The sequence below is a fragment of the Lysinibacillus sp. FSL P4-0201 genome, from assembly GCF_038593425.1.
Classification (GTDB): domain Bacteria; phylum Bacillota; class Bacilli; order Bacillales_A; family Planococcaceae; genus Lysinibacillus; species Lysinibacillus capsici.
The window spans coordinates 1,931,173-1,954,657 of record NZ_CP151995.1 but is presented as its reverse complement, the minus strand read 5'-3'; the positions used below and the strand labels follow the sequence as shown (position 1 = coordinate 1,954,657).

The window sequence follows — 23,485 nt, the reverse complement described above, 5'->3', positions numbered from 1 at the left end:
TCCTAATGAAAATAATTGTATCTATCCTATGCAGTCACTTCATCGGAGAGTGGTTTATTCTGCCTCCTATGTAATCCATACTCCATTACAGATGCTTATAACTAGTTAAAATTCTCTCAGCTTATTTTATCCAGCTTTACATTAAACGACAATTCATCGTCAATTAGACTAAACGTATCAGCTTTATCTTGCTTAGATAATTTAGAGATATAATGATAGTAGTTTGGTAATATTTCAAAATCATAATTTAAATAATCTCGTATTAATTGGTCATCTTGAAATTTTGAAACATCCCCGTCTAGCAAATCATATTTTATTAACTCTTTAGTGTTGTTCGTAAAATCAGATACTACGTATGAAAGAACATTGTTCTCATATCGTAAGTTTTCAGAGGCACCTGAATAATTTAATAAAGATAGTAATGTCGCATTATTAAAATTCTGTTGGTTAGTTAAAGATGAAATCTCCATTAAGTAAATCGATTCTAGGTGGTCATGATAAGGATTTTCAATATCTACTCCATTATACATTGCTTGTTTCTCAAAGGGTCTTATTCTCCCGGTTTTTAATAGTAATAAGTGATTATGATTGCTTAGATAGATGTTTTTGGAAATATCTAATCTAAGTAAATTATCTCCGTTTGGAAGTAATGGATTTAATCGTTTTATCTCTCCTGTTGAAGTGTTTACTAAAAAAATACATTGATAAAAGGGATGTCCATAGTTAATTTCTCTTTTCGTAATAAAATACAATAAATATTGAGGATTAAGATAAATTAACTTGGAATAATAGCTTTCATCCTTAATTTCTTCAGAAGAAAAATAATTATTTAAATTTAATGTGATAGCATGTATTTGATTAAATGTTTCAAGATTAATTCTATAAAAGTTTATGTTATTTTTTTCTTTTAGACTAAAACAAAATTCATTATTCATAATATCCAAAGCAAATTCGTCATAGCGGGTGTCTAATCGTTGTATATTTTTGATCGTGCCGTTTTTTAAATTAATCTCACAATGCGCAATACTAGCATGTTCTAATAAAATAGCCTCAAACTCTTCTTTAATTTCATTTGTAGGAATTAGTTGTTTATTATTCAAAAATATCCCCCTTCAATATAGCTAATAAATATTTCACTTTGAGCTTTTACTCCTTTCTGGCTTCTGTATAAAGAAGTTTTTCGAGTTCGTCCACCTTGCTCCCGTCTAATTGGTGTGTGAGCCCATATGTTTCACCCTTGCCATCGTTATTGATGATTACGTTGAGATCGTGAAGTAATTCAGTGAAATACGTAAAACACTTAGTTAATTCTTCATAGGACTCAGCTGTATCAAGACCTTGCTGTTTCTCAACCGATATTACATAATCCAGATGTCCCATCAAAATTTGCAGTACATTTAAATTTTCAAAATCCTTTTGAAGGTCTTCCCCTTGAACCCTAAAATATAGCATTTCCTTCGTGAGACGATCTGCCCTTAGATAGTATTCGTCTACGTCTGTTGTTTTGTTAATATCTTGGGCATGATAGGCAATCCAAGCTTCCAACGTTGGTTCAATCTCATAGTTATTGAAGCCTTCAGGGGTTGATACATCACTCCAGATTTTCGAAGGGTTTACTGCTGCTACGTGTTTGATTGTTGTTTCTTCTGTTTTTACCTGTTCCCCTTTCGTTTCTCCTTCCTCGGTACAACCTATTAACAATCCACTTATCAATAGTCCTGTCAATACAACATTTACGAGCTTCATCTCTCTCACTCCTCTTTAGAAGGTTAGCCATTTATTATAATAATACCTTACACTAGTTAATTTTTATAATATTTTCCATTTAAAAGTTACGTTTAACATGGCTGATTCTCTATGTATCTCGCAGTAATAGCAAAATTAAAAGCCACCCTCATGATGAGAGCGACTTTCCTAACCTCCTAATATTCACTTTTCAATAGGGAAAAGATAGCGAGATCCACATACTTCCCTTTTTCAAATTCATGTTGCCTCAAAAGACCCTCTTGAGAAAAGTTTAATTTTTCCAATAGTTTGATAGATGCTGTGTTTTCTGGCTCTATTTTTGCTTCGATTTTATTGATTCCCATGGATGTAAAGGCAAAGTGGATGATCGAACTTAAAGCCTCTTGCATCACACCCTTCCCCCAATAGTCAGGGTTTAAATCATAGCCAATTTCTATACGATTATGCTCTTTTTCATAATTCAAATAGCCACATGTGCCAATCACCTTGTTGGTCTGAATTTCCTCGATTACCCATCTTAAGCCTTTTTGTTCTTTAAAAATTTTCTCATACCAATTGATTTCATCAATAGCATCTTCAACTGAAGCAAACAATGGTAATGGCAGGTACTTCACTACATTTTCATTAGAATAAAGTCTCAAAATATCTTGGCCATCATCCATTATCCCTTTTCGTAAAATAAAACGTTCTGTTTCCAATTGAGGAAAAACCGTAAATTCGAATTGTGTATGCATACTACTCCCCTTTTTCACCATTTATTAGCATTTTACTATTGAATAATAACACAAAAATCTCTCATACTCTCTTTTACTGCTATTACAAATCACTCGTTATTATAGTAAATTGATTACAACCAAATGGCACCAACTCCGTCTAATAATTGAAAGGGTGTGGAAGATGCTTGAACATGTGAGAACATCAATAGAAGTTAGCGGTGAATGTAGTAAGGAGGAGAGGCTTGAATGGTTGATGAAGGCATACGGAGATGACATAGCACGTCTTGCCTTTACGTATATGAAGCACAAGCAGCTTTCGGAAGATATTGCGCAAGAAGTGTTTATAAAGTGCTATGAGCATTTAGATAATTTCAGGAATGAATCTTCCTATAAAACATGGTTATATCGAATTACTGTCAATCTATGTAAAGATAAATTAAAAAGCTGGTCTTATAGAAATATTGTTCTGACAGAATTTTTCTCAAAAATTAAGAGTACTAGTCAATCCCCTGAGTTGGAATTAGTCGGACAGGAGGATAAACGATTACTTTCTGAAAAAATCCTTGCTCTACCAATAAGATACCGAGAACTCATTATTTTCTATTATTATGAAGAGCTGTCCTATAACCAAATAGCTGATTTGTTAGATTTGCGTTTACAAACCATTAAGTCTCGACTTCATAGGGCTCGACTTATGCTCAAAAAATCAATGGAAGGGTGCAAGATAAATGAATGATATGTTTAAAAATATAGGCAAGGCATTGGATGACACGGCATTCCAGGACATTCATTTTAATGAGAAACATAAAGAAAAAGTAAGGCAGAGGCTTCGAAAAGATTACAAGAAACAGCCCCAATTCCAATCCATTTTCAATCATTTGTTACCTATAGCAGTCATTGGTTTTTTTCTTATAGGAGCTAGCTATTTTATGGTCACGGAGCTGACAGTACAACCAGTTGATAAGGGAGACCGTTCACAAGAACCTATAATGGAAACTACTCTTTATCATCCCCCGATCCAAGAAGAATTTTACGGGGATATGACGAAAGAGGATGTCGTGAGTAAATTATTAAATTCGATTGATTATTTTCACTCAGCAGCTGGAAAATTTGAAGAACATAAAATTTCTCAAGACGGTTCCACTAGAACATTGGGTGTTACTTATAAAGTAAGTACCAAAAAAGAAGTTGGAGGCTATGAAAAAATAATCGCTTTAGATGATAACACGACGGGAATCAAGAACGATACACAGGAGTACTTTTATAACAACAGAAAGAGCTGGTTAAAATATACAGCACTTTATGGACAAAAAGTTTATACAGTTAGTGAAACGAAACAGAAATCAAAACGAGACGTAGTTACTCCTGAGCAAGCTTTTAGTATTGACTTGAAATATCCGCCTATTTCATATAATAAATTGAGAGAAAGACCTTCATTTGGAAGTTCAAGTATGTCGTTATTCGCTTATGAGAAAGCTGCTAGTTATTTAAGAAATATGGAGCATTGGGAGATTGAAAAACAAAATGAAGCGTTGTTAGGTCATAATACAATCGTATTAGCTGGGAAAATGGATGAAACGGTGACAAATAGTGAAAATTTAAAAGGCACGACAGAAGCGTTTCGTTTTTGGGTGGATAAAGATACTGGGATTCTCGTTAAAAGTGAAACATATGACCAAAATGGTGAGCTGACAAGCTATGTTCATCCAGAAAGGCTTGAAGTGAATGTATCTATTGACCCACAAGAATTTATTCCAGACTTAGAGGGCTATCAGCTTCCTAGCAAACAGAAAAAAGATTGAGGCTTATTGCTTCAATCTTTTACTTTATGAAGATTTTAATTTCTCAACATCAGCAAACATTTCTCAACTATTTCTACCTCATCTACTGACAGTTGGTCTAACAGCAGTGCCAGTTTTTTCTCATGTTCCTCTCCTTCTTCTCCTATCCAGCAAATGTAGATTTCGCAATAATCTCCTTTGGGAAGGAATTTTTTTAGAAAGTCACATACATGGTGAAAAGTTCTTTTGGCTTTTTCATAGTTATGGGGGGAATACACTTTATTTTCGTTATGCATTTGCCAAATGGGCTCTCCCTTTGTTTCGATTTCATATACATAGGGTGTTGTAAAATGCTTTGCCTGTACAATTTGGCGATTCTCTTTTACTGAGAAAAAATAATTTATGTCAACTTCATTTTCTGTATAGTCATCCTGTATTTCAACTGGAAAATTGAAGCCTATATAGGTTGCCATACTCATATTTTGCTCCTCCTATTAAAAAAACCCTGTAAATGTACAGGGTGTCAGCAACGTAGCTGTTGATAGTGTAAATAGACACGCTTTGGAGTTCGTGCTTCTACGAATTTTTCTTGCATCACCAATTCCTGGACCACGCTTTGAAGAAATTGCTTGAAGCAAAAAGGCTTCAAACGACGGGTTGTCCGCTTCCTTTTGTGAGGCTTGCTACCGTAGTTGGTCTACCGTGATGGCTGTTGCTTTGATGGTTTGGTGTTGCGGCGGTGTTTTTGGTTCAATATAGAGCGTTGTGTAATACGCATCCGCAATGACAATCACGTAAATAATGAATAGTAATCGTTTTGTTCAATGGTTCAAAAAAATCATTTCTCCCTTTTTTATAGCTGACAACGAAAACTTGTCTACTTATCATACGAGCAATTGATCAAAAGGTTTCAAAAATATTTAAAGGGAGACAAATTTCTGTCTCCCTTACGCCTCTAGGCTTCTGCCACCATCATTTTCCCAGCGATCAATGTCCCAGTGATCCTCATCTTTTTCTCTCCTGATACCCATTGCATTCAATGGAACGAATGACATTTTGTCCCTCACCCTTTTCAAGCGTTCTTCTCTAGTTTATGAAGGGAAAGGGGTTTTCGTTCATCGTAAAATAGGCTTAATTTTAAAGCCTAAGGCAATCGCAGCACCAATGCAGCTAAAAAGACAGCCTAAGATTAAATAAATACTGAGTGTTGATTCGCCGATGACAACAGACGCAATACCACCAATCACGGGGAATAATGCAACCATATAGCCACTTTTTGCCCCTCCAATTCGTTCGACTAGTTTTAAGTAAAATAACCATGCGAAAAAGGATGCAATAAGCGTTAAATACAAGAGCGCCGATAAGTAGGTAAAGGATTTGGGTATTACGACTGTTTGTCCCTGTAGCCAAACAATGGCACACATGACTGCACTACCCACTGCAAAACCAATGGCATTCGCATAAATCGGGTTGATTTGATGCTTGGCATTTCTGGCAGAGCTTGCATCCCCAATGGCTGTTAGGATAGTCCCTACGAAGGCAATTAACACTCCTTTTAACTCCATATTATGTAAAGATGGATAAATCAGCACCCCCACGCCGATGACGCCTAAAATACCGCCAATTAAAACACGACGATGCAATGGCTCCTTGAGAAATATCCGTAGCGCGATGGGTGTTAGTATGACTTTTAATGAAAAAATTAATGTGACAATAGCAGCCGAGCTCCATATCGTCGCATAATACAGCGCTAAATAGCTGAATGCAAAATTACAAACGCCAAAAACGATGATAAAAGGTACGTCGCCCTGTTGTGGTTTACCCTGTGGCTTCAAGAACCAAGCAAGGATGAAAAATAAAAGGGCTGTCATGACTAAACGATAGGTTAAAGATAATTCTAAACTGACTGGCGTTCCTTGAATTTTGACTGCAATAAAATTAAGACCCCAGACAATCAAACAAAAGATATACATAAAATTTGTCATGCTGTTTTAAATTCCTTCTCCGATGCTATTCCTGCCATCTTCCCATAATGATCGTATGATAGAACCTGCCATCTGCAAGACATTTATCATTTTTCAGAATGCCTTCCACTAAAAAGCCCATTTTTTTATAGAGCTGTATCGCTTTCTCATTGGTTTCTAACACTTCTAGTGCTATTTTGCGAACACCATTGGTATCTGCCCAATCAATGGATTCTTGCAGCAAGGCTTTTCCTATGCCATAGCCCCAAAACTCTTTACTGACTCCAACACCAAAGGTTACTTTATGGGCAAGCCTTTTGAGTGGAGAGCCCTCACATCTTGAGAACCCAACGATCCGATCACCGACAACCGCTACTAAACATAAATTTTTTGAGCTTTCGCTATCCTGTTGAATAAGCTGCTCAAAGCCTGCTCGATCAATCAATGCCTCGCCCTGTTCACGATCGAAGTTTTCCGTTTCACCGTCTAATTGCAAGCGTAAATCTGATAAGGCTTGGGCATCTTCGCGTCGGGCACAGCGAATTGTATAGGATAGCTCTTTTATCTGGAGCTCTTTCTGATCAATCAGCATGTTGGAATCCTCCAATTGACTGAATCCGCACAAAACGATTATGCCAAATGGATTCGTGATGTTGAATAATTTGTGGTGCTGCCAGTACATTACTATCTAAGGTGCTATGTGCATCTTCTATTAAAATATTATGATGGTAGCCATGACTAAAAGCACTACGGATTGTTGTATCAAGACAAAACTCTGTTTGAGCACCCGCGAAAATCAATTGCTCGATGTGATGCGCTTGTAAATAAGCTGCAAGCTCCGTTTGATAGAAAGCGTCCCACGTTGTTTTTTGAATCACTTGATCCTCCGCCTGTCTAAGTAATCCATGATACAGTTCCCAGCCTGGTTGACCTAATGCAAAATCCACATCATCTACGTCTGTATGCTGAATAAAAATAACGGGTACTTCGTTGCGCCGTGCCCATGTAATGGAGGCATTAATATTTTTGATAATAGCTTCACTGTTCCAAAGATTTTGCTGGCCATCTAGAAAGAAAGCCTCCTGTATATCGATAATGATGAGTGCTTGTTTCATCGTATCCTCCTTTGTGCATCAGTAGTAACTTTTTTAATTGTACAGAAAACGATCTTCCATTAAAAGAAAATTTTGCACAACAAAAAGCACCTTTACAACATCGTAAGGTGCCTCAACTATGTACAGTACCATCTAATACATGCCACTATTAGATGGTGTCATGCGCTTGCATCATTTGATATAGGCTAATGTTTGATAAACTTGGTGAACCGAATGATTAAATGCTTGCTGTTCCTCTTCGTTTAAATGCAATTCAATTACACTTTCAATACCAGCTCCCCCTAAAACAACAGGGACACCAATGCAGGCATTGTCTACTTGATATTCGCCCTGTAAATACGTAATGATGGGCATTACTTTCCGTTGATCCTTCACAATCGCTTCAATCATTTGGACAATGGCGGCAGCTGGGGCATAGTAAGCACTGCCATTGCCAAGTAGGGCGACAATTTCGCCTCCACCTTTTCGCGTTCGCTCCACTAATTGCTCAATCTGTGCTTGTGGCATTAATTTTTCTAATGGTATTCCTCCGACATACGTATAGCGAACGAGTGGCACCATTTCATCGCCATGTCCACCCAAAACGAAGCTCGATATATCCTCGACAGCAAGCTGAAGAGCCTGTGCGATAAAGGTATTAAAGCGCGCTGTATCTAAAACACCTGATTGTCCCATGACACGATTTTTTGGAAAACCCGTTGTTTCCAGACAAACATAGGTCATGGCATCGACAGGGTTACTTAAGACGATAATATAGCTAGTTGGCGCATAACGTTTGATTTGTTCGCTTACCGTGCGGATGATTGCCGCATTTGTATGAATTAAATCCTGCCGTGTCATGCCAGGCTTTCTTGCAATACCTGCCGTGATAACCACAATATCAGCATGAGCTATTTCCTGATACTTTGAAGTAGCCGTCACCTGTACGTTAAATCTTTCTATTGGTCCAGCTTGGAGAATATCTAATGCCTTCCCTTTCGCAGCATTTTCGAAGTCTGGTAAATCCATAAGCACAATATCCCCGATCTGTTTCTGTGCGACCATTAACGCTACGGTTGCACCTGTATGTCCAGCGCCAATGATGGCGATTTTGGGTCGCCTAAAGCTCATCTGCCTCCCCCTCCTAACAACATAGATTCATCGACTACTTATCTGCCTGCTCATCCTCTACAAGTTTTGTTTGTTGAGGCTTCTGGCGAGTGCTTGTTTTTTTGGCTGCTGCCTCCGTCGCTTTTATCGGCTGTGTTTCATCAATAATCGCTGTGAATACTTCATTGGCTGCTCGTGGAATTACATGTGCGCTTAGTAGCTTGCTCGTTCGCGTTGCTGCCGCTTTACCAGCATCAACCGCAGCCTGTACTGCACCAACATCTCCCTCGACAATAATGGTTACGATACCACCGTCTACTAGCTCCTGTTTCACTAATTGGACATTGGCTGCCTTTAGCATGGCGTCCGCAGCTTCAATGGAGCCAATCAAGCCATACGTTTCGATCATTCCTATCGCTTCTGTCACTGTGCTCACCTCACGATTCATCTGTGCCATCTATAATGCCAACAACAATGGCATCAATTGGACAAATACTGGACGTAGAAAAACTTCGTACAGCAGCACTGCCCATTGTTAAAATGACGTTATCTCCCACACCTGCACCTATACGATCTGCCGCAACAATTTGTTCATCACTCAGTTGACCATCCAGCTTTATTGGCTGGATAATGAGTAATTTCAATCCCTGTAGCCCTTCCTCTTTACGTGTTGCCCAGATATTTCCGACCACTGTTCCTATCCGCATGCATCCTCATCCTTTTTCGTGAAACTGAAGTTCAATTTCTAATTTTTCCACGGCCTCCTTCGCCAGTGCCGTCAACCTTGCCTCTTTGGGGACTATCACTGTCTCACCTTGATAACGGCTTACATCATTTGCCGTTATAATCTTGTGGTTAATTTCAATTGGAGGACTGACGAAGTTATTGTAAGGCTCTCCTGCCATCTTGCCTGTTATAATTGTACCCGTTTCACCCTGTTGGATGAAGCCTGCGTTTGCTTCATCTGTATCAATATGCATTTCTAAATGATAGTGATCAGCCACACGAATTTTCACTTGCTCAAAGGTAATGGGACGTCGCCCTTGCACCTTAACGGAGACGTATTGACCGTTCTGAACCCCTAACTGCTGTGCATCAGCAGGTGCCATATGAATATGTGCTTGTGCGATAATGACCCCTTCTTGTAAAATCAAACTTCCTCTAGGTCCTACCAGTATACAGCTAGCTGAGCCAGCAATTTCTCCCGATTCACGCAAAGGTGGTTGAATTCCTAGGGCAATGGCATCTGTATGACTAATTTCAATTTGTGTGAAGGTGCGAGCTGGACCTAATACACGTACATTTTGGATGCTTCCTTTTGGTCCCACCACCTGTAGCGTTTCATGTGCTGCAAACTGACCGGGTTGAGCTAACATTTTTTTTACACTCAGCGTAGCACCTTTGCCAAATAGCTGCTCGACATGCTCTTGTTGTAAATGAATATGCCTTGCTGAGATACCTATAGGAATTTCATTGGGTGTAGGAGCTGCTTCTTTTTTAGGTAGTAATTCGGCTATGACATCATTAACAATTTTTATTATTGCTTGTTCATTCATATAGCCACCTCACTCATTATTGCATTTTTAAAATCGCTTCCAATTCTGCATGTGGTCGCGGAATCACATGTACAGATAATAGCTCTCCAACACGTTGTGCAGCTGCTGCTCCTGCATCTGTTGCGGCTTTCACAGCCCCTACATCCCCACGAACAAGCACCGTGACAATACCGCCACCCACATGGACTTTACCAACAATATTCACGTTGGCAGCCTTGACCATTGCATCAGCTGCTTCAATAGAGCCCACTAAGCCCTTTGTTTCAATCATTCCTAATGCGCCTAAATTCATTTCGTATCCCTCCTTCTATTAAAATGCCTCTGCATCTTCAGGTAATGTTTGGCCACCATCAATAATGATCGATTGACCCGTAATAAAGCCTGCCTCCTTACTACTAAGGAACAATGCAGCATATGCTATATCCTCCACACGACCAAGGCTGCCAAATGGAATTGCCTTCGCCATCTTCTGTAGATAGGTGTCACCAAGACCATCTAAGCCTTCTGTTGCGATATTTCCTGGTAACACGGCATTGACCGTAATATGATAGGGTGCTAATTCAAGAGCCGCAGTCCGCATAAACCCTAATTGAGCTGCCTTACTTGCGGCATAATGTGTCCATCCAGCATAACCAGTCACTGGACCCGTTATCGACGAGGTAATAATGACCCTGCCAGCATTCGCTTTCTTTAAATGGGGCACGCAAGCTTTGACAGCAAACATCGTTCCTCTGGCATTGACATTTAATACCTGATCCCAATGGTCCGTCGTCATGTCCTCTAGTTTCATCGAGGGAAAAATACCAGCATTGGCACATAAAATATCGATGGAACCAAAAGAGCTAGCAACCTCCGTAGCCATGCTTTCAACAGATTCATAGTTTTCAACATCAACAGTGGCAGCAGAAGCGGAGAATCCTTGCGCTTGTAATTGATTTGCTACATCTGTGGCAGCTTCCATACCTCTTGCTGCAATCACCACATGAGCACCCTGTTCAGCAAATACGGTAGCAATCCCCTTCCCAATTCCTTTACTACCACCAGTAACTATGACAACCTTCCCCGTTAAATCGACCTTCAACTCGTTCCTCCACCTTTCCTTTTATTCATTTTAAGTACTTGGCTTTTTCGCAATTTCTGTTACTAATCCATTCACCGCGATATCTGGCCTTAAAATAGTTGAAGAGGCAATCCATTGGTTGGCTGCTTTAGCTAGTTGTGTACCAATGGCTATCGCTTCCTGAATGGCCGCTGTGTCCCCTTCAATGGCAATGGTTACTAGAGCCAAATCGATGGTTTCTTGTCGAAGTATTCGAATATCCGCTGCTTTAAGCATAGCATCTGCGATTCGTATTGAAATCGCAAGTCCTCTTGTCTCCACAATACCAATCGATTTCATGTAACAACACTCCTGCTAATATCTTTGTATCGTCATCCCTTTTTCCTGAATCATTTCTTGTGCTAGTGCTGTAAGTTTTGTGTGGGCAGGTAGTATCAGCCGTTGCCCCTTGTACGATTGAAGCATCTCTGCTGTCAAATAGTTTGCCACTATAGTCGAACGAGCCGGTTCCTCTTGCTGCTTTAAAAATCGAATAAGCTGTGCAAATAACTGAATGTCACAGCCAAACTCCTTTAAGCGCTCTATATGATGCAGCAACATTTTCATGTAAGGATTCGGTTCCTTTGCTGTGACAACAGCAGATAATTTTTCATTTGGAATTAAAATTGCTGTTTGATTGCTAACCAGCAACTCAGACAGGTACAAGGCTGCCGGTGTAGTAGGCAAGCCTTGGGCACTGCTGACGATAAATGCTTGATCCACTTCGAGAAAAACAATAGCATCGTAGAATAGCTGAGTGGGACTTGTGGTTTCATTTGCCTGCCACTCCTCAACATGGCAATAGCTTTGTAATACGTCCACCTGTTTCTTAGAAATGGTCGTATGAGAATGGACAAGCAAAAGTCTTTTATGCTTTTTATCCATCATCGATATGACTACTTCTTCGATGATTCTCTGTAATTCTTTTATATCCATACCTGTCACTCCATTTTGATAAGCTTGCCAATTGAATGCTGTTGAAGAGCGGCGGCATTCGCTTCATCTGTATCTACATGCATCTCAAGGACGAATTCTGAGGAGACACGCACAACCACATTCATTAATCGGAGCTGACGTCCATCCCCACAGATTTCAACCGTCACGATTTCCTTATCTTGGACATTGAAGGCAGCAGCATTGGATACAGCCATATGAATATGTGCTTGTGCAATAATCAATCCTTGTGTTTTATGGAGAGTTCCATGAGGTCCAATCAATGTGATTGATTCAGATTTTTCTAAGTCGCCTGACATACGAATCGGTGGTGTTACACCAAGCTTGATGGCATCCGTTTGACTGATTTCGACTTGGGTTGCAGTGCGAAATGGGCCTAAAACCCGAACCTTGTCAATTTGGCCTTTGGGTCCCTTAATCGTTAGAACATGCTGTGAAGCAAATTGACCTGGCTGGGAAAGTTCCTTCCATTTCTGTAACGCTGCGTCTCTACCAAATAAATAATAGAAATCCTCCTCATTAACATGACAATGACGGGCAGAAATCGCAATCGGGATACTTTGATTTGTAACTTCAGTGGCATGTATTTGATTGTTTGTCATCACAATCCCTCACTTTTCACTTAGGTAAAATTGCGTATAATTCTGAATGAGGGCGTGGAATAACATGTACCGATAATAGCTCACCTACCCGACGTGCGGCCTCAGAGCCTGCATCCGTCGCTGCCTTGACTGCCCCGACATCACCTGTCACCAGCACCGTCACAATGCCGCCACCAACATGTACTTTCCCTACAATATTGACGTTTGCTGCCTTTACCATGGCATCTGCCGCCTCAATTGATCCGATTAAGCCTCTTGTTTCAATCATGCCTAAAGCTCCATTTATCTCTACGCTCATTTCCTTTTCCTCCTCTAATTACTTAGCTTTGTGAGTACTTCCTCTACAATCTTTTCAATGGACAACCTGTCAATAGACACCCCTTCAATTGCTTGCATCGCTGGAGCCTGTATATTTTGTGGATGTCGTGGGGGTGGAATCGTTAGTGCCTTCACACCATAGGCCACTCTTTTTTTATTTAATAAATGATGTGCAGAAATATTATCACTCGTAATATTTCCCCCATAGGCCCCACAGCCCAATGTAAAGGAAGGCGTTAAACTTGTCGTACCGCCTGCAGCCCCAACAGATGCTAAAGTATTGACTAATATTCTGGACACGGGCATTTGAGCGGCAAACTGCTTAACAAAATGTTCGTCTTGTGCATGAATAGCCAGGCTATGTCCTCTCCCTCCAACGTCAAGCAAGCGACGGCAAATCTTTACGGCTTCTTCCTGAGAACGAGCCGTATAAAGACCTAGGATGGGAGAAAGCTTCTCCATGGAAAATGGATACTCCTTCCCAATCTGATGTTCCTCCGCGACTAATACGCGTGTATGTCGAGGGACATCAATATTAGCCATTTGGGCTATTACGGTTGCTGGCTTCCCGACAATTTGGCTATTTAATGTACGAGCTACTGGTGAAATCACCTTTGCTAATTTTTCCTTGTCCTGCCCACTTAGAAGGATGGCCCCATTTTCTGCTAAAGCAGCCATCACCTGTGCTTTGACCTCCTGATGTACGACAATAGCTTGTTCTGTGGCACAGATCGTACTATTATCAAATGATTTACTATCGATAATTTGCTTCATTGCCTCGTTCACATTTGCTGTGCGATCAATATAGACAGGAACATTCCCAGGGCCAACACCATAGGCTGGTTTCCCTGAGCTATAGGCAGCTTTGACAAGCCCTGCTCCACCAGTTGCTAAAATTAGCTGTACATCACGATGATGCATAAGTTCCTCTGTTCCTTTTATTGTTGGATGGCTAATCCATTGAATAAGTCCCTCTGGTGCTCCTGCATGAACGGCTGCCTGCTGACAAATTTTCAATGCCTCGATAGTGCAGTTGACTGCTGTTGGATGAGGACTAAAGACAATGGCATTTTGCGCCTTTAGGGCAATTAGCGTTTTAAAAATGGCTGTAGCAGTCGGGTTTGTAACAGGTGTAACTGCCGCAATAACACCGAATGGATAAGCAATTTCCACCTGCCTTGCTACCATATCCTCATGTATAATGCCGATTGTCTTTTCATGCCGAATGGCTTCATAGACACCTTGAGAAGCCAACTCATTTTTTATTTTTTTATGTTCAATAATGCCCATCTTTGTTTCCGTAACAGCTAATACAGCAAGATTTTCTGCCTGTTTATAAGCAGCTTGGGCAATGGCCTCTACAATTCGATCGACCTGCTCTTGCGTAAAGCTGGCATACATTTTTTGCGCAATCGAAGCGGCTGCTATTCCGTCTCTTGCCTCTTGTATCGAAACCAAATCTTGGTCTCTCACCATATGACGAACCTCCCGTCATGTAAATTTTTTTAGGGCAATTAAGTCGCTCGAATTAGCTACAGAGACAGTGCCTGATGATTGCTGGTGCAGACTTTGCCAATGCTGTAATTCATGCGTAGATAATGCTACATATGCAGGGGCAGTTGTTTGCTGCGTCTGATGTTGGTTTTCTTTTATTAATCGAAATGATTGCCATTCCTGTAATTCCTCATTTGATAACGTTTTAGAAGCTTGTTCAGGCTGAGAGCCTTGCGTTAGTTTTTCCAATACCAATTCAGTAATCTTGGCAATTAGCTGATTGTCCATATGCTCACTCCTTTTCGATTAGCATGGTGAGAACAGATTCGTCATACGCTTCAATAATTACGGTTGCATCAGGTAAATAATCCTTTGGGTATGTGGCACTAGGAATGATGCCAATTGAAAAGCACATGCCAGCATTTTTAGCAAAGAGCATATCTGCATTCGAATCGCCAATCATCACGGCTTTCTCAAGCGATACTTGAAATTGTTCCTTTGCCACATATGCTAAGTCTGGGAAGGGCTTACTGGATGTAGCTTGGTCACTTCCTAGAACGAAATCAAACAAAGCTAATAACTCTAGCTGTTGTAAATGTGATTTGGCTCGTGCCGTTTGATCAGCTGTAATCACCCCTAATTTCATCCCTTTATTTTTTAAGGTTATTAAGAGATTACGAATACCTGGTAATGCCTGTACCTTGCTATTTTCCTGCTGCGATGTGGCTAAGTTGGAAGCTGCTCTCGCAAGTGTTACCCCTCTGCTCCATGGGATTCCCTGCTGATAGAGTAAGAACGCCACGATCGTCTCGGCTTCTTGTATACTTCCAATAGCTAGAGGACTCGTTGGGTCAATCGTTGTTCCATTGTCATTAACCCCTATGTTTCTTAATAAAGTTTGTAAGGAAAAATAGATCTTCAAGTCTGAATTTTCAGTTAAATTAGCATATAAATTTTTGGCCCAGGCAATCCATAAAGAATCCATTTCTATGATTGTTCCATCCTTATCAAAAATGACCCATTCCACTTTTGTCATAGGAAAACCCATCCCTTTATTTATTCTCGTATAGCCTCTATTGGCGATACTGGTGCTTGCACCTCTACCTGCACTGTAGCGTCCTTCGCAAAGCGTTCCTCTGGTGCATCCTCGTTAATATGATGTCTTGCCCACACCCAATAATAGATCGTTGCCACAGCAAAAACAGCCAAACAAACGATGAAAAAAGTCAAATTCGCAAAGAAGCTCGCAAAGATAGCAATGACGGCTAGCACAAGTGAGACAATAGGCGTAAATGGATACAGCGGTGTCTTAAAGGTACGTACTAAATGAGGTTCTTTTTTACGCAAAATCAACACCGATAAATTCATCGTAATATACGATACTAATGCCCCAAATGTAGAAATTAAAATTAAATCATCTGGATTAAATAAAATGACTAACACTAACCCGATAAAGCCTGGCAAAATAATGGCCATATATGGTGTCTGACGCTTTTTATGCATCTTCGATAACATGCTTGGCAAATAGCCTGCACGTGATAAAGCATAGACCTGACGAGAGTAAGCCAAAATCACACCCGAAAAGCTTGCAATTAGTCCTACTAAGCCAACAGATGCTAAAATCTGCGCCAACCAATACGTATTTCCAAAAACAGCGGCAATCGCTGCTGGCAATGGATCTTCAGCAACCGTCATGACATCGATGCCAGCTAGCCCAATGGCAACAGTTGTTGTCAAAATGGATAAAATCAGCAAGGTCACCATACCTGAAATTAACCCCTTCGGCATGTCCTTCTGCACATCTCTCGTCTCCTCCGATAACATAGGCAACATCTCGATTGCTAGGAATAGCCACATCGCATAGGGCAATGCTGACCAGATGCCTTTAAATCCACCTGGTATAAGATCGCCATTCTCAGGGAATAAATGGCCCACATTAATTTGCGGTAAACCAACGAAATACATTAAGACTAGTAAGCCTAAAGCGATAAAAACAAGCACCATTTCGATCGTGGCATATTCTTTAATGCCAATAATATGAACCCCCATGAACAGAGCATACATAAAGGCAGCTGCCACCACTGTCGGTACGGCTGGAAACAAAAAGCTGATATAGCCCCCAATACCAATCGCGATAATTGGTGCGGCAATGACATATTGCAGCACGACACCAACTCCTGTAATAAAACCGATATAACGCCCCATCGCCCGTCGAGCAAAGGAGTAAGGTCCTCCTGCATAAGGTAACATCGTCGATAATTCAGAAATACCTAAGGTCATCGTTAAATACATAATCGCCATAAATAATGTGGCAATGAGCATTCCTAAAAAACCAGATTGACTTAAACCAAAATTCCAGCCAAAGTAGTTACCAGAAATCACAATGCCGACGCCAATTGTCCATAAATGGATGGGTGTAAGGGCTTTCTTTAATACGATGATTTCATCCTTTTTCGAAGACATGTTATTCGCCACCTTTTATCGTTATTTAGTTGGTACAGTCTTGATACTTTTCTACATAGGCTTTCACTAAATCATCACTCTGAAGCGTGTAATTTTCACCAAGTAAGCGCGTTGTCTCATTATCACGACTTCCAATCCACGAAATAAGCTGTAGTCTTCTCATTAATATAAAAGTTGGAATCATTTCTTTTTCTTCGTCTGTTAATAATCGAATTTTGCTGTAGCCCTTAAGCCATGAAGCGATCAACTCATCAAGATACGGCATGTGCTCAATAAAGCTCACCGATGTGGCTAAATCATATAAAAACCACCCAAAACCACAATCATCAAAATCAATCACTTTAATTTCGTCCCCATAGATGAGTAAATTAGCTAAGCGTAAATCCGCATGGATAAGACCAAATCGTGTTTTCTCTTTCCCAAATGCCTCAAGCTTCTTTTGAATGATATGTGATGCTTCCTCATATAAAGCGATTCGTGCAGGGGTCATTCCTAGTCCATCCTGCCATCTCGCCCATTTTGGAGATTGACCTAGAATCGTGTCATAGTCCCATGTCATGCGCTGAAAGGCTTGGTAATAATCATGCTGCTCGATTGTGTGTTTATGGAACATGGCTGTAATTTCGCCTAATGTTTCAAATTGCTGAATTAAGTCATCTTCATTATTCTCATCAGGAGCATTGCCCTCCAAAAATGTAAATAATGTGCTATAATATATCGTGTCATTATACGAATGAGCATGTACGTAGTCACCGTCATCTGCTCGCATCGGTAGTGATACATCAATAGGAGATTGCTCATGGAGCGAGTTTAACCAGGCAATCTCCGCTTCAATCTCCTCTTTTTTATGGTAATTTGGTCGGCTGATTCTCAGAATATATTTTTTGCCCTGCCCATCTTCTACGAGATACGTCGCATTTTCGGAATAATCAATCATTTTACAAGATGCTTCTAGTAAACAACTAAACTCCTTTAATGCATCATTTGCTGCTTGATGAAAGTTGGAAAGGACCAATTCTAAATCTATGAAATCCATTTGACCCATCTAGAAAACCCCCTGTTTACTAAATTGACAAGCTTTCTTTCCTTTAATAGCGTGCAAATTTTACAAGCTGCGCTGCTTCTTTTATGCCCGCCTCACATTTTTCAAGCAATTCATCACAGTACGCTTTATCACATAATAGCCCTGGCTTAAATTGCAACACACGTGTATCCAGCATTGAATAAATGGCCCATACACCATGTTTGTACAAGGAGCTCATCACATATTTAGCCCCTTCAGGATGATTAAATTCTAGGCCCATAACAACGCCAAGCTGACGAATGCCCACAAAGAAATCAGGATATTGTTGTTGAATACGCTCTAAACCACTTCGTAAATAACGAGCAACATATTCTACATTCTTTACTACTTCAGGACGTTGGGAGATTTCTAATACTTTCATCGCCACTACACAACCTAGTTCTGCTCCACCAAATGTAGAAATATGGGCTAGTCCATCTTCTTCCATCCAGCCGCCTGCTCGTTCATTGACCACTGTAGCTGCAATTGGATAGATACCGCCACTTAGACCCTTTGCTGTCACCAGAATATCCGGTTTCACCCCATAATGCTCAATTCCCCACAGCTTACCTGTTCTCATTAAGCCCGTTTGCACCTCATCTGCAATATATAATGCCCCGTATCGTTCACAAAGTGATTTGACATCAGCCAAGTAATTAGCAGTGGGCAAGGGGAAACCATATGTCGCAGGAATAGTCTCGATAATTACGCTAGCTACATCCCCTCTAGCAAGCTCTCGTTCCATTGCCGCAAGATCATTGAATGGTACGTGCACAAATTCATGGGGACTGCCCTCACTTAAAAATGGTTTTGAATAGCGTTCATTGCCAAGCGAAACCGCAAGACCTGTGTGTCCATGATATCCATTTTTAATGGAAATCGTTTTTTTACGTTTTGTAGCATAACGTGCACACTTTAGAGCCACATCAATTGCTTCACTTCCACCACTAGAGAAAATAGAATATGTTAAGCCTTCTGGTGTGCAGGCTGCTAATTTTTCAGCTAACTGTGCACGTGCAGTAGATGGAAAATGATGATTGCCAATGTCAAAATAATTGGTTCCTTCCACTAATGCAGCAATGACTTCTGGATTACGATGGCCAAGGTTATACGTTCCGCCATTGAGATGCGCATTCATTAATTTTTTTCCATCCACATCGTAGAAATAATAGCCCTCTCGTTTCCCGATAACGACATCGACACCATCGATTTGCCACTGTTTCGTTTTTCCTGGATTCCACCAGTCAATTGATTTTTGTAAGGTTGCCTGTTTATTTGCAAAATAGTCCATAGTTTCCACCTTCCTATACATTGACGTCATCCAACATTTCACCTGCAATGAATAATTCCACTTTTTTCTGCTGTAATCGTTCCTGCCATTGTGTGGAGCTCTTTTGATCTGTAATCACCATCGAAACGTCCTCTAAATGACAAATATGCGCAAATGTAGAGACACCAAATTTCGTATGGTCTGCTAAAATAATCGTATTTTCTGCCCGCTCTATTAATTTCTTTGAAATCGCTGCGCCCGTAATATCATAGTCGGTAATACCATCTGCTAACGAAATTCCGCCTGCAGCAACAAAGGCTTTATTTGCCTTTAGTTGATTAAAAAATAAATCAGCTAATGGACCTCCCATAAATTTTTGTCGATGTTCATATTCTCCTCCCGCAAAGAGCACCTTCCCTTGAAAGCATTCTGCGGCTAATGATAGAACTGGGAGTGAATTTGTGACGACAATGACGTTGGGCTTATCACCTAAATAACGAACGATTTCATAGGCTGTTGTACCATGACCGATAAAAATAACATCACCGTCTTCCACAATACTTGCAGCAGCCTTACAAATCCTTCTCTTCTCTATATTGTTAAGTGACGTTTTCTGTTCAAAGGTCCTCTCATACTTTTCCTTTGCCTTCACAGCCCCCCCATAGACTTTGTGTAGAAGCCCTTCCTTCTCCAATCGATCCATATCTCTACGTATAGTCTCGCCTGATACATTTAATAGCTGCTCTGCATCACTTACCTTCACTTTTCCTTCTAAATCTAAAATATCTAAAATCACTTTTTTACGTTCCTCAAACGAAAGAGACATACATCATCACTCCAAACACAAAGTTAAATCCAACAAAATCCACAAATCCAACACTTTTTTTCTGTATTTATGTGGATTTGTTTTGAATTTTAAATAATAGTTTAACAATTGTCAATACTCTGAATCTTATTTTCTGTATGATTTTTTCTCTCTAAAGCCACTTATTTCTCTTAAGCGTAAAATGAAAACTCCACAAAAAACCAATTTCAGTTGTCTCCAACTGCTCTCTAAAACCTTTTTTAAAATATTTTTCTACAACTATTTTTTCCCATAAAAAATCCCCCTTCATGGTAGAAACCATAAAGGGAGATGACGAGATTATTTTGTTAATTCCTCTACAAATTCAACAGGTACGTATGTTTTGCCAGATTCTAATAAAGCAGGGGCTACTTTAAATTGGCGAAGCGCTTTATTATAACCATATTCTTTTTGACCTCGCGTAATTGTATACGAAAGGGCTCCTTTTGAAACAATGGCACCTTTTGGCGTTACTTCTACTTTAAAGCCTAGCTTTTCAGCGATTAAGCGTAGCGGCACCATTTTTGTCCCATCTACTTCGTAAAAGTCTTTATTGATAATTTCTTGAACCGCTGAATCAACTGGAGCTGGAGCTGGTTCTGGTGTTGGATCCACTTCAACAGGCTCTTCCTTCTCAATTGTATCTAATACTATCACTTTTGATGGCGGTGTTTGAGCAGGGATGCTCATCGTTGCGATTGTGTAGAACACCACTAAATGCTGCTCTTTTAAATCGTCCACTTTCACAGCTTTGCCAGTAGCACTTGCTAGCTTCGTGTCTTCCCCAACATTTAACTTGAGGTTATTTTCAGTATCCACTAAATCTTTATTGAAGAAATCCACTTCCACGCTACCCATTTCTTCTGTTTCTACAATGATTACTTCTGGGTTGTATTGTGGTGGATAAATCGCAAGCATCGGCTTCTTGGCATATGAGTAAGCTGACACCTTATCTCCTTTTTGAAGCTTGACTTCTTTTCCCATATTGTCAAAAACTAATGAGTCTTTATTGGCAATCACAATATTTGTATTGTCACCATCAACCACTGTATAGTATGTGGCATTTTCACGTACTTCTACGTTTTCAACTGTACCTGTCACTTTAATAAAAATAGGCTGCACTTGTTGCTTTGAAGTTTCTGCGTTAATCACAGTAGCCTCTCCTTCGTTCGCTGATGCAGTTGGAGCTCCAATCGCGCCCCCTAATAATAATGCTGACATAGCAAATGGTACGACTTTCGTCATTTTCATACAAAAAGCATCTCCTTCATTTTCCCGAATTCAATAAAGTAGTCGTGTTCACACGAAAAAGGTTACAAACTGTCTCCATTTTTATGGCTAGAGCTTTGCTTCCTCATTTTGAGCGATAGCGATTTGCGAGCGACTTCTCTTGAATATTCGATTTACTAGATGGCGGTGCTTTGCTTTCGCGGATATTCGCTTCTTCGCAATTTTATTCTCCCCCGATCAAAAGATAAATCTCAGACGATTCAGGATGCGCTGTAAGAAATACTGGTTTTCGCTTTGCTGGGTTCTTAGCTCACGGGCGACGTCGGGGTGGTCAGTGATGACGCCGCTGACATTTTTTTCGATAAAAGTTTGCAGGGAGCGGTCGTCATTGAGTGTCCAAACAAATAAATCGGTCGGATGTTGCTTCAATTCTTCTATAAGCTGCTCCGTTACCCAGGATTCCTCCAGTGCGATAAAATCAACATTTTCCTCCATCGGTCCAATATTGAGTGCATAGACAATACCGACTCGCAAATTCGGCACCAATTTTTTTAATTGCGTCATTTTCTGTCCATCAGCGGATTGCACATAATAGGAATCTAGCACCTTGTATTTTCGTAGCTTCTCTACTAATTTAGGTAAAACATCTTCTGTTTCTTGACCATGCACCTTTAATTCGATTAGAAGCGCCACATCTAACGCTTTGGCAATTTCAATACAATCATCTAATGAAGCAATTTTATCGCTAAAGCCATTTTGATGAATGGTTAACGTTTTTAGTTCGCTCAGGGTCATATTCGCAATAACACCATTTTTACCTGCTAACCTTCGTAATGTTCGATCATGGAAGACGACGAATTCCCCATCCACCGTTTGTTGAATGTCGATTTCAATTAAATCTGCCCCCGCATTGGCTGCACTCACCAATCCACTAATTGTATTTTCTACATTGCCTGCTACATAGCCGCGGTGGGCAATAATTTTGGTATCTGGCGCATAGACACTTTTCTCTAATGAATTGATATTCATCATACTTAATACGAGAAACACAATGCCACTGATCAATAGTAATGGCTTATAGCGCCGCTTCCGATGTGTAGTCCCGCTCACTTTGCCTATAACTAGCGTATTATACGTAATGGCGACCATAACTTGTGAAAACATCGCCTGTAATAAACTAAATAGCACCACAAAGACCATTTCTAAAAAGGCTAGTGTCAGCCCAGCCGTAACCAAGGCTGCACTTGGCATTAAACGTTCAATTAAATAGAGCGGAAACGTAGCGACCACTGTGATACCAAGCATCATCAACAGATGACCTGTTAAAAGCATAGCTAGTAGCACGACTAGTTCAAATAAACCACGCTTGGAAAATCGCCAGCTTTGCTTAAAAGAACGCAAAATAGAGATGTTCGGCTGGATTGTAAAGATAGGTAACGTTAAGATACTTCGAATACCTATCATCACGATGATGCTTGCCACCGCAGCATATGCTAGCCTACCCGCTCGACTACTCATGATTTCTTCAGTTAGAAAATGTGGTAGGGAGATGGATTGAGTCAAAGTAAGGGGTAGCATAAAGGAAGCTAGTGGCATTAATAGTGCTAAATAGACGATGAGAAATAGAACTTGCACACTAAAAAAATAGACAACCTTGCGATTTAATTGTTGCCATAAAGGAAGAAATCGGTAGCGAAGTCCTCGTTGCTGATGAAAGGCCATGAGAAATAGAAAGCCCATCTCATAATATACAAATAATAAAAACAGCAAAATTAATAGACAAATCATTATCATCACAAAGGGATGCGTCAAAAAGCTTTGCCAATTTTGCTCAGTAATATGTGTAAACCCTGTTACTCGTAGCATGAGCTTCAAAACGATAGAGGTTACAGGGATCATTAATAAAAACTGAAAGATTCTAATTAATGCGAAAACCTGTACATAATCGAATCGATAAACATAAATATTATGGACAGCCTGTCGCATTACTTGTCCTGCCTTGTGCACATACTCACCCCTATCATGCTGTTAAAATCGCTCACTACTAACGTATGTTTTGACTGCTATGACCCATTCCTCGAAGCCAATAAAATAGCACTCCTCTACACCAAAGTAGGCGTCAATTTTTGTATTAATCGTGACATTCACCATTTTTTTGAAACTTTTTAGCAGGCCACCCTG

The 23,485-nt window shown here is 40.2% G+C and carries 28 protein-coding genes; 2 read left to right on the top strand and 26 right to left on the bottom strand.

Going from position 1 to position 23,485, the window contains the following annotated elements:
- Positions 1–116 precede the first annotated feature (116 nt).
- The 3 genes from MKY76_RS09555 to MKY76_RS09545 all read right to left on the bottom strand — a co-directional run bounded on the left by MKY76_RS09555 (position 117) and on the right by MKY76_RS09545 (position 2,480).
- Entirely contained in the window at positions 117–1,100 is a 984-nt protein-coding gene (locus tag MKY76_RS09555; protein WP_342557714.1) for a hypothetical protein, read from the bottom strand.
- Between the two features lie 46 nt (positions 1,101–1,146).
- Positions 1,147–1,746 carry a hypothetical protein gene (locus tag MKY76_RS09550; protein ID WP_342557713.1) on the bottom strand — a complete coding sequence of 200 codons (600 nt, stop codon included), beginning with the start codon at positions 1,744–1,746 and terminating at the stop codon, positions 1,147–1,149.
- A 176-nt stretch (positions 1,747–1,922) separates the two neighbouring features.
- A complete protein-coding gene (locus MKY76_RS09545) occupies positions 1,923–2,480 on the bottom strand; it encodes a GNAT family protein (RefSeq protein WP_048390456.1) in 558 nt (185 codons plus the stop codon).
- A gap of 163 nt (positions 2,481–2,643) precedes the next feature.
- Between MKY76_RS09545 and MKY76_RS09540 the strand changes: the two genes are divergently transcribed.
- On the top strand, positions 2,644–3,198 hold the full coding sequence (locus MKY76_RS09540) for a sigma-70 family RNA polymerase sigma factor (protein ID WP_054550936.1): 555 nt from the start codon (positions 2,644–2,646) through the stop codon (positions 3,196–3,198).
- Positions 3,191–4,264: a hypothetical protein gene (locus tag MKY76_RS09535; protein ID WP_054550935.1), complete on the top strand. Its 1,074-nt coding sequence runs from the start codon at positions 3,191–3,193 to the stop codon at positions 4,262–4,264. The genes MKY76_RS09540 and MKY76_RS09535 overlap by 8 nt, the downstream gene beginning before the upstream one ends.
- Positions 4,265–4,299: 35 nt before the next feature.
- On the opposite strand, the gene MKY76_RS09530 is transcribed toward MKY76_RS09535, so the two are convergent.
- From MKY76_RS09530 to MKY76_RS09420, 23 genes are all read right to left on the bottom strand, one after another.
- A complete protein-coding gene (locus MKY76_RS09530) occupies positions 4,300–4,722 on the bottom strand; it encodes a hypothetical protein (protein WP_131519882.1) in 423 nt (140 codons plus the stop codon).
- 636 nt (positions 4,723–5,358) lie between these two features.
- The gene (locus tag MKY76_RS09525) at positions 5,359–6,228 is read right to left on the bottom strand and encodes a DMT family transporter (RefSeq protein ID WP_048390452.1); all 870 of its coding nucleotides are present in this window, start codon (positions 6,226–6,228) and stop codon (positions 5,359–5,361) included.
- 25 nt (positions 6,229–6,253) lie between these two features.
- Complete coding sequence (locus tag MKY76_RS09520; RefSeq protein WP_115674000.1) at positions 6,254–6,799, bottom strand: GNAT family N-acetyltransferase; 546 nt, start codon at positions 6,797–6,799, stop codon at positions 6,254–6,256.
- Positions 6,789–7,322, bottom strand: a complete 534-nt coding sequence (locus MKY76_RS09515; RefSeq protein WP_342557712.1) for a cysteine hydrolase family protein — start codon at positions 7,320–7,322, stop codon at positions 6,789–6,791. Before MKY76_RS09515 ends, MKY76_RS09520 begins: the two co-directional genes overlap by 11 nt.
- 171 nt (positions 7,323–7,493) lie before the next feature.
- Positions 7,494–8,432 (bottom strand): malate dehydrogenase, encoded by a 939-nt coding sequence (gene mdh, locus MKY76_RS09510; RefSeq protein WP_342557711.1) that lies wholly within the window; start codon positions 8,430–8,432, stop codon positions 7,494–7,496.
- 34 nt (positions 8,433–8,466) lie between these two features.
- Positions 8,467–8,859, bottom strand: a complete 393-nt coding sequence (locus tag MKY76_RS09505) for a BMC domain-containing protein (protein ID WP_112117870.1) — start codon at positions 8,857–8,859, stop codon at positions 8,467–8,469.
- Positions 8,849–9,118 (bottom strand): EutN/CcmL family microcompartment protein, encoded by a 270-nt coding sequence (locus tag MKY76_RS09500; RefSeq protein WP_016995124.1) that lies wholly within the window; start codon positions 9,116–9,118, stop codon positions 8,849–8,851. Before MKY76_RS09500 ends, MKY76_RS09505 begins: the two co-directional genes overlap by 11 nt.
- A gap of 6 nt (positions 9,119–9,124) precedes the next feature.
- Positions 9,125–9,967 carry a phosphate propanoyltransferase gene (locus MKY76_RS09495; RefSeq protein WP_066037475.1) on the bottom strand — a complete coding sequence of 281 codons (843 nt, stop codon included), beginning with the start codon at positions 9,965–9,967 and terminating at the stop codon, positions 9,125–9,127.
- Between the two features lie 16 nt (positions 9,968–9,983).
- Positions 9,984–10,259 (bottom strand): BMC domain-containing protein, encoded by a 276-nt coding sequence (locus MKY76_RS09490; protein WP_048390439.1) that lies wholly within the window; start codon positions 10,257–10,259, stop codon positions 9,984–9,986.
- An 18-nt stretch (positions 10,260–10,277) separates the two neighbouring features.
- Positions 10,278–11,048, bottom strand: coding sequence for a 3-oxoacyl-ACP reductase FabG (gene fabG / locus MKY76_RS09485; RefSeq protein ID WP_016995121.1), 771 nt, complete (start codon positions 11,046–11,048; stop codon positions 10,278–10,280).
- 30 nt (positions 11,049–11,078) lie between these two features.
- The gene (locus MKY76_RS09480; protein WP_112117869.1) at positions 11,079–11,366 is read right to left on the bottom strand and encodes a BMC domain-containing protein; all 288 of its coding nucleotides are present in this window, start codon (positions 11,364–11,366) and stop codon (positions 11,079–11,081) included.
- Between the two features lie 15 nt (positions 11,367–11,381).
- Complete coding sequence (locus MKY76_RS09475) at positions 11,382–12,002, bottom strand: hypothetical protein (RefSeq protein WP_257961260.1); 621 nt, start codon at positions 12,000–12,002, stop codon at positions 11,382–11,384.
- A 5-nt stretch (positions 12,003–12,007) separates the two neighbouring features.
- The gene (gene pduL, locus MKY76_RS09470) at positions 12,008–12,622 is read right to left on the bottom strand and encodes a phosphate propanoyltransferase (protein ID WP_342557710.1); all 615 of its coding nucleotides are present in this window, start codon (positions 12,620–12,622) and stop codon (positions 12,008–12,010) included.
- A gap of 16 nt (positions 12,623–12,638) precedes the next feature.
- Positions 12,639–12,920 carry a BMC domain-containing protein gene (locus tag MKY76_RS09465; protein ID WP_004229005.1) on the bottom strand — a complete coding sequence of 94 codons (282 nt, stop codon included), beginning with the start codon at positions 12,918–12,920 and terminating at the stop codon, positions 12,639–12,641.
- A gap of 14 nt (positions 12,921–12,934) precedes the next feature.
- Positions 12,935–14,416: an aldehyde dehydrogenase family protein gene (locus MKY76_RS09460; RefSeq protein WP_342557709.1), complete on the bottom strand. Its 1,482-nt coding sequence runs from the start codon at positions 14,414–14,416 to the stop codon at positions 12,935–12,937.
- A gap of 15 nt (positions 14,417–14,431) precedes the next feature.
- Positions 14,432–14,722: a hypothetical protein gene (locus MKY76_RS09455; RefSeq protein WP_004229009.1), complete on the bottom strand. Its 291-nt coding sequence runs from the start codon at positions 14,720–14,722 to the stop codon at positions 14,432–14,434.
- 4 nt (positions 14,723–14,726) lie between these two features.
- Positions 14,727–15,470, bottom strand: coding sequence for an HAD-IA family hydrolase (locus MKY76_RS09450; RefSeq protein ID WP_342557708.1), 744 nt, complete (start codon positions 15,468–15,470; stop codon positions 14,727–14,729).
- Between the two features lie 20 nt (positions 15,471–15,490).
- Positions 15,491–16,897 (bottom strand): ethanolamine permease, encoded by a 1,407-nt coding sequence (gene eat / locus MKY76_RS09445; RefSeq protein ID WP_048390427.1) that lies wholly within the window; start codon positions 16,895–16,897, stop codon positions 15,491–15,493.
- A gap of 25 nt (positions 16,898–16,922) precedes the next feature.
- A complete protein-coding gene (locus MKY76_RS09440; RefSeq protein ID WP_269898676.1) occupies positions 16,923–17,942 on the bottom strand; it encodes a phosphotransferase in 1,020 nt (339 codons plus the stop codon).
- 43 nt (positions 17,943–17,985) lie between these two features.
- A complete protein-coding gene (locus MKY76_RS09435; RefSeq protein ID WP_004229019.1) occupies positions 17,986–19,251 on the bottom strand; it encodes an aminotransferase class III-fold pyridoxal phosphate-dependent enzyme in 1,266 nt (421 codons plus the stop codon).
- 13 nt (positions 19,252–19,264) lie between these two features.
- Positions 19,265–20,056 carry a DeoR/GlpR family DNA-binding transcription regulator gene (locus MKY76_RS09430; RefSeq protein WP_004229022.1) on the bottom strand — a complete coding sequence of 264 codons (792 nt, stop codon included), beginning with the start codon at positions 20,054–20,056 and terminating at the stop codon, positions 19,265–19,267.
- Between the two features lie 318 nt (positions 20,057–20,374).
- The gene (locus tag MKY76_RS09425; protein WP_342557707.1) at positions 20,375–21,325 is read right to left on the bottom strand and encodes a stalk domain-containing protein; all 951 of its coding nucleotides are present in this window, start codon (positions 21,323–21,325) and stop codon (positions 20,375–20,377) included.
- A gap of 216 nt (positions 21,326–21,541) precedes the next feature.
- Positions 21,542–23,311: a glycerophosphodiester phosphodiesterase gene (locus tag MKY76_RS09420; protein ID WP_313871965.1), complete on the bottom strand. Its 1,770-nt coding sequence runs from the start codon at positions 23,309–23,311 to the stop codon at positions 21,542–21,544.
- Between the last annotated feature and the right edge of the window lie 174 nt (positions 23,312–23,485).

What these genes read in the sequence shown, in the direction of transcription:
- MKY76_RS09545 (WP_048390456.1), bottom strand. Translation starts at nt 2,480, where the DNA reads ATGCATACACAATTCGAATTTACGGTTTTTCCTCAATTGGAAACAGAA.
- MKY76_RS09525 (WP_048390452.1), bottom strand. Translation starts at nt 6,228, where the DNA reads ATGACAAATTTTATGTATATCTTTTGTTTGATTGTCTGGGGTCTTAAT.
- MKY76_RS09455 (WP_004229009.1), bottom strand. Translation starts at nt 14,722, where the DNA reads ATGGACAATCAGCTAATTGCCAAGATTACTGAATTGGTATTGGAAAAA.
- eat (WP_048390427.1), bottom strand. Translation starts at nt 16,897, where the DNA reads ATGTCTTCGAAAAAGGATGAAATCATCGTATTAAAGAAAGCCCTTACA.
- MKY76_RS09430 (WP_004229022.1), bottom strand. Translation starts at nt 20,056, where the DNA reads ATGTCTCTTTCGTTTGAGGAACGTAAAAAAGTGATTTTAGATATTTTA.
- MKY76_RS09425 (WP_342557707.1), bottom strand. Translation starts at nt 21,325, where the DNA reads ATGAAAATGACGAAAGTCGTACCATTTGCTATGTCAGCATTATTATTA.
- MKY76_RS09450 (WP_342557708.1), bottom strand. Translation starts at nt 15,470, where the DNA reads ATGACAAAAGTGGAATGGGTCATTTTTGATAAGGATGGAACAATCATA.
- MKY76_RS09460 (WP_342557709.1), bottom strand. Translation starts at nt 14,416, where the DNA reads ATGGTGAGAGACCAAGATTTGGTTTCGATACAAGAGGCAAGAGACGGA.
- MKY76_RS09500 (WP_016995124.1), bottom strand. Translation starts at nt 9,118, where the DNA reads ATGCGGATAGGAACAGTGGTCGGAAATATCTGGGCAACACGTAAAGAG.
- MKY76_RS09475 (WP_257961260.1), bottom strand. Translation starts at nt 12,002, where the DNA reads ATGGATATAAAAGAATTACAGAGAATCATCGAAGAAGTAGTCATATCG.
- MKY76_RS09535 (WP_054550935.1), top strand. Translation starts at nt 3,191, where the DNA reads ATGAATGATATGTTTAAAAATATAGGCAAGGCATTGGATGACACGGCA.
- MKY76_RS09440 (WP_269898676.1), bottom strand. Translation starts at nt 17,942, where the DNA reads ATGGGTCAAATGGATTTCATAGATTTAGAATTGGTCCTTTCCAACTTT.
- MKY76_RS09540 (WP_054550936.1), top strand. Translation starts at nt 2,644, where the DNA reads ATGCTTGAACATGTGAGAACATCAATAGAAGTTAGCGGTGAATGTAGT.
- MKY76_RS09530 (WP_131519882.1), bottom strand. Translation starts at nt 4,722, where the DNA reads ATGAGTATGGCAACCTATATAGGCTTCAATTTTCCAGTTGAAATACAG.
- mdh (WP_342557711.1), bottom strand. Translation starts at nt 8,432, where the DNA reads ATGAGCTTTAGGCGACCCAAAATCGCCATCATTGGCGCTGGACATACA.
- MKY76_RS09435 (WP_004229019.1), bottom strand. Translation starts at nt 19,251, where the DNA reads ATGGACTATTTTGCAAATAAACAGGCAACCTTACAAAAATCAATTGAC.
- MKY76_RS09505 (WP_112117870.1), bottom strand. Translation starts at nt 8,859, where the DNA reads ATGAATCGTGAGGTGAGCACAGTGACAGAAGCGATAGGAATGATCGAA.
- MKY76_RS09490 (WP_048390439.1), bottom strand. Translation starts at nt 10,259, where the DNA reads ATGAATTTAGGCGCATTAGGAATGATTGAAACAAAGGGCTTAGTGGGC.
- MKY76_RS09520 (WP_115674000.1), bottom strand. Translation starts at nt 6,799, where the DNA reads ATGCTGATTGATCAGAAAGAGCTCCAGATAAAAGAGCTATCCTATACA.
- pduL (WP_342557710.1), bottom strand. Translation starts at nt 12,622, where the DNA reads ATGACAAACAATCAAATACATGCCACTGAAGTTACAAATCAAAGTATC.
- MKY76_RS09480 (WP_112117869.1), bottom strand. Translation starts at nt 11,366, where the DNA reads ATGAAATCGATTGGTATTGTGGAGACAAGAGGACTTGCGATTTCAATA.
- MKY76_RS09515 (WP_342557712.1), bottom strand. Translation starts at nt 7,322, where the DNA reads ATGAAACAAGCACTCATCATTATCGATATACAGGAGGCTTTCTTTCTA.
- MKY76_RS09495 (WP_066037475.1), bottom strand. Translation starts at nt 9,967, where the DNA reads ATGAATGAACAAGCAATAATAAAAATTGTTAATGATGTCATAGCCGAA.
- MKY76_RS09550 (WP_342557713.1), bottom strand. Translation starts at nt 1,746, where the DNA reads ATGAAGCTCGTAAATGTTGTATTGACAGGACTATTGATAAGTGGATTG.
- MKY76_RS09465 (WP_004229005.1), bottom strand. Translation starts at nt 12,920, where the DNA reads ATGAGCGTAGAGATAAATGGAGCTTTAGGCATGATTGAAACAAGAGGC.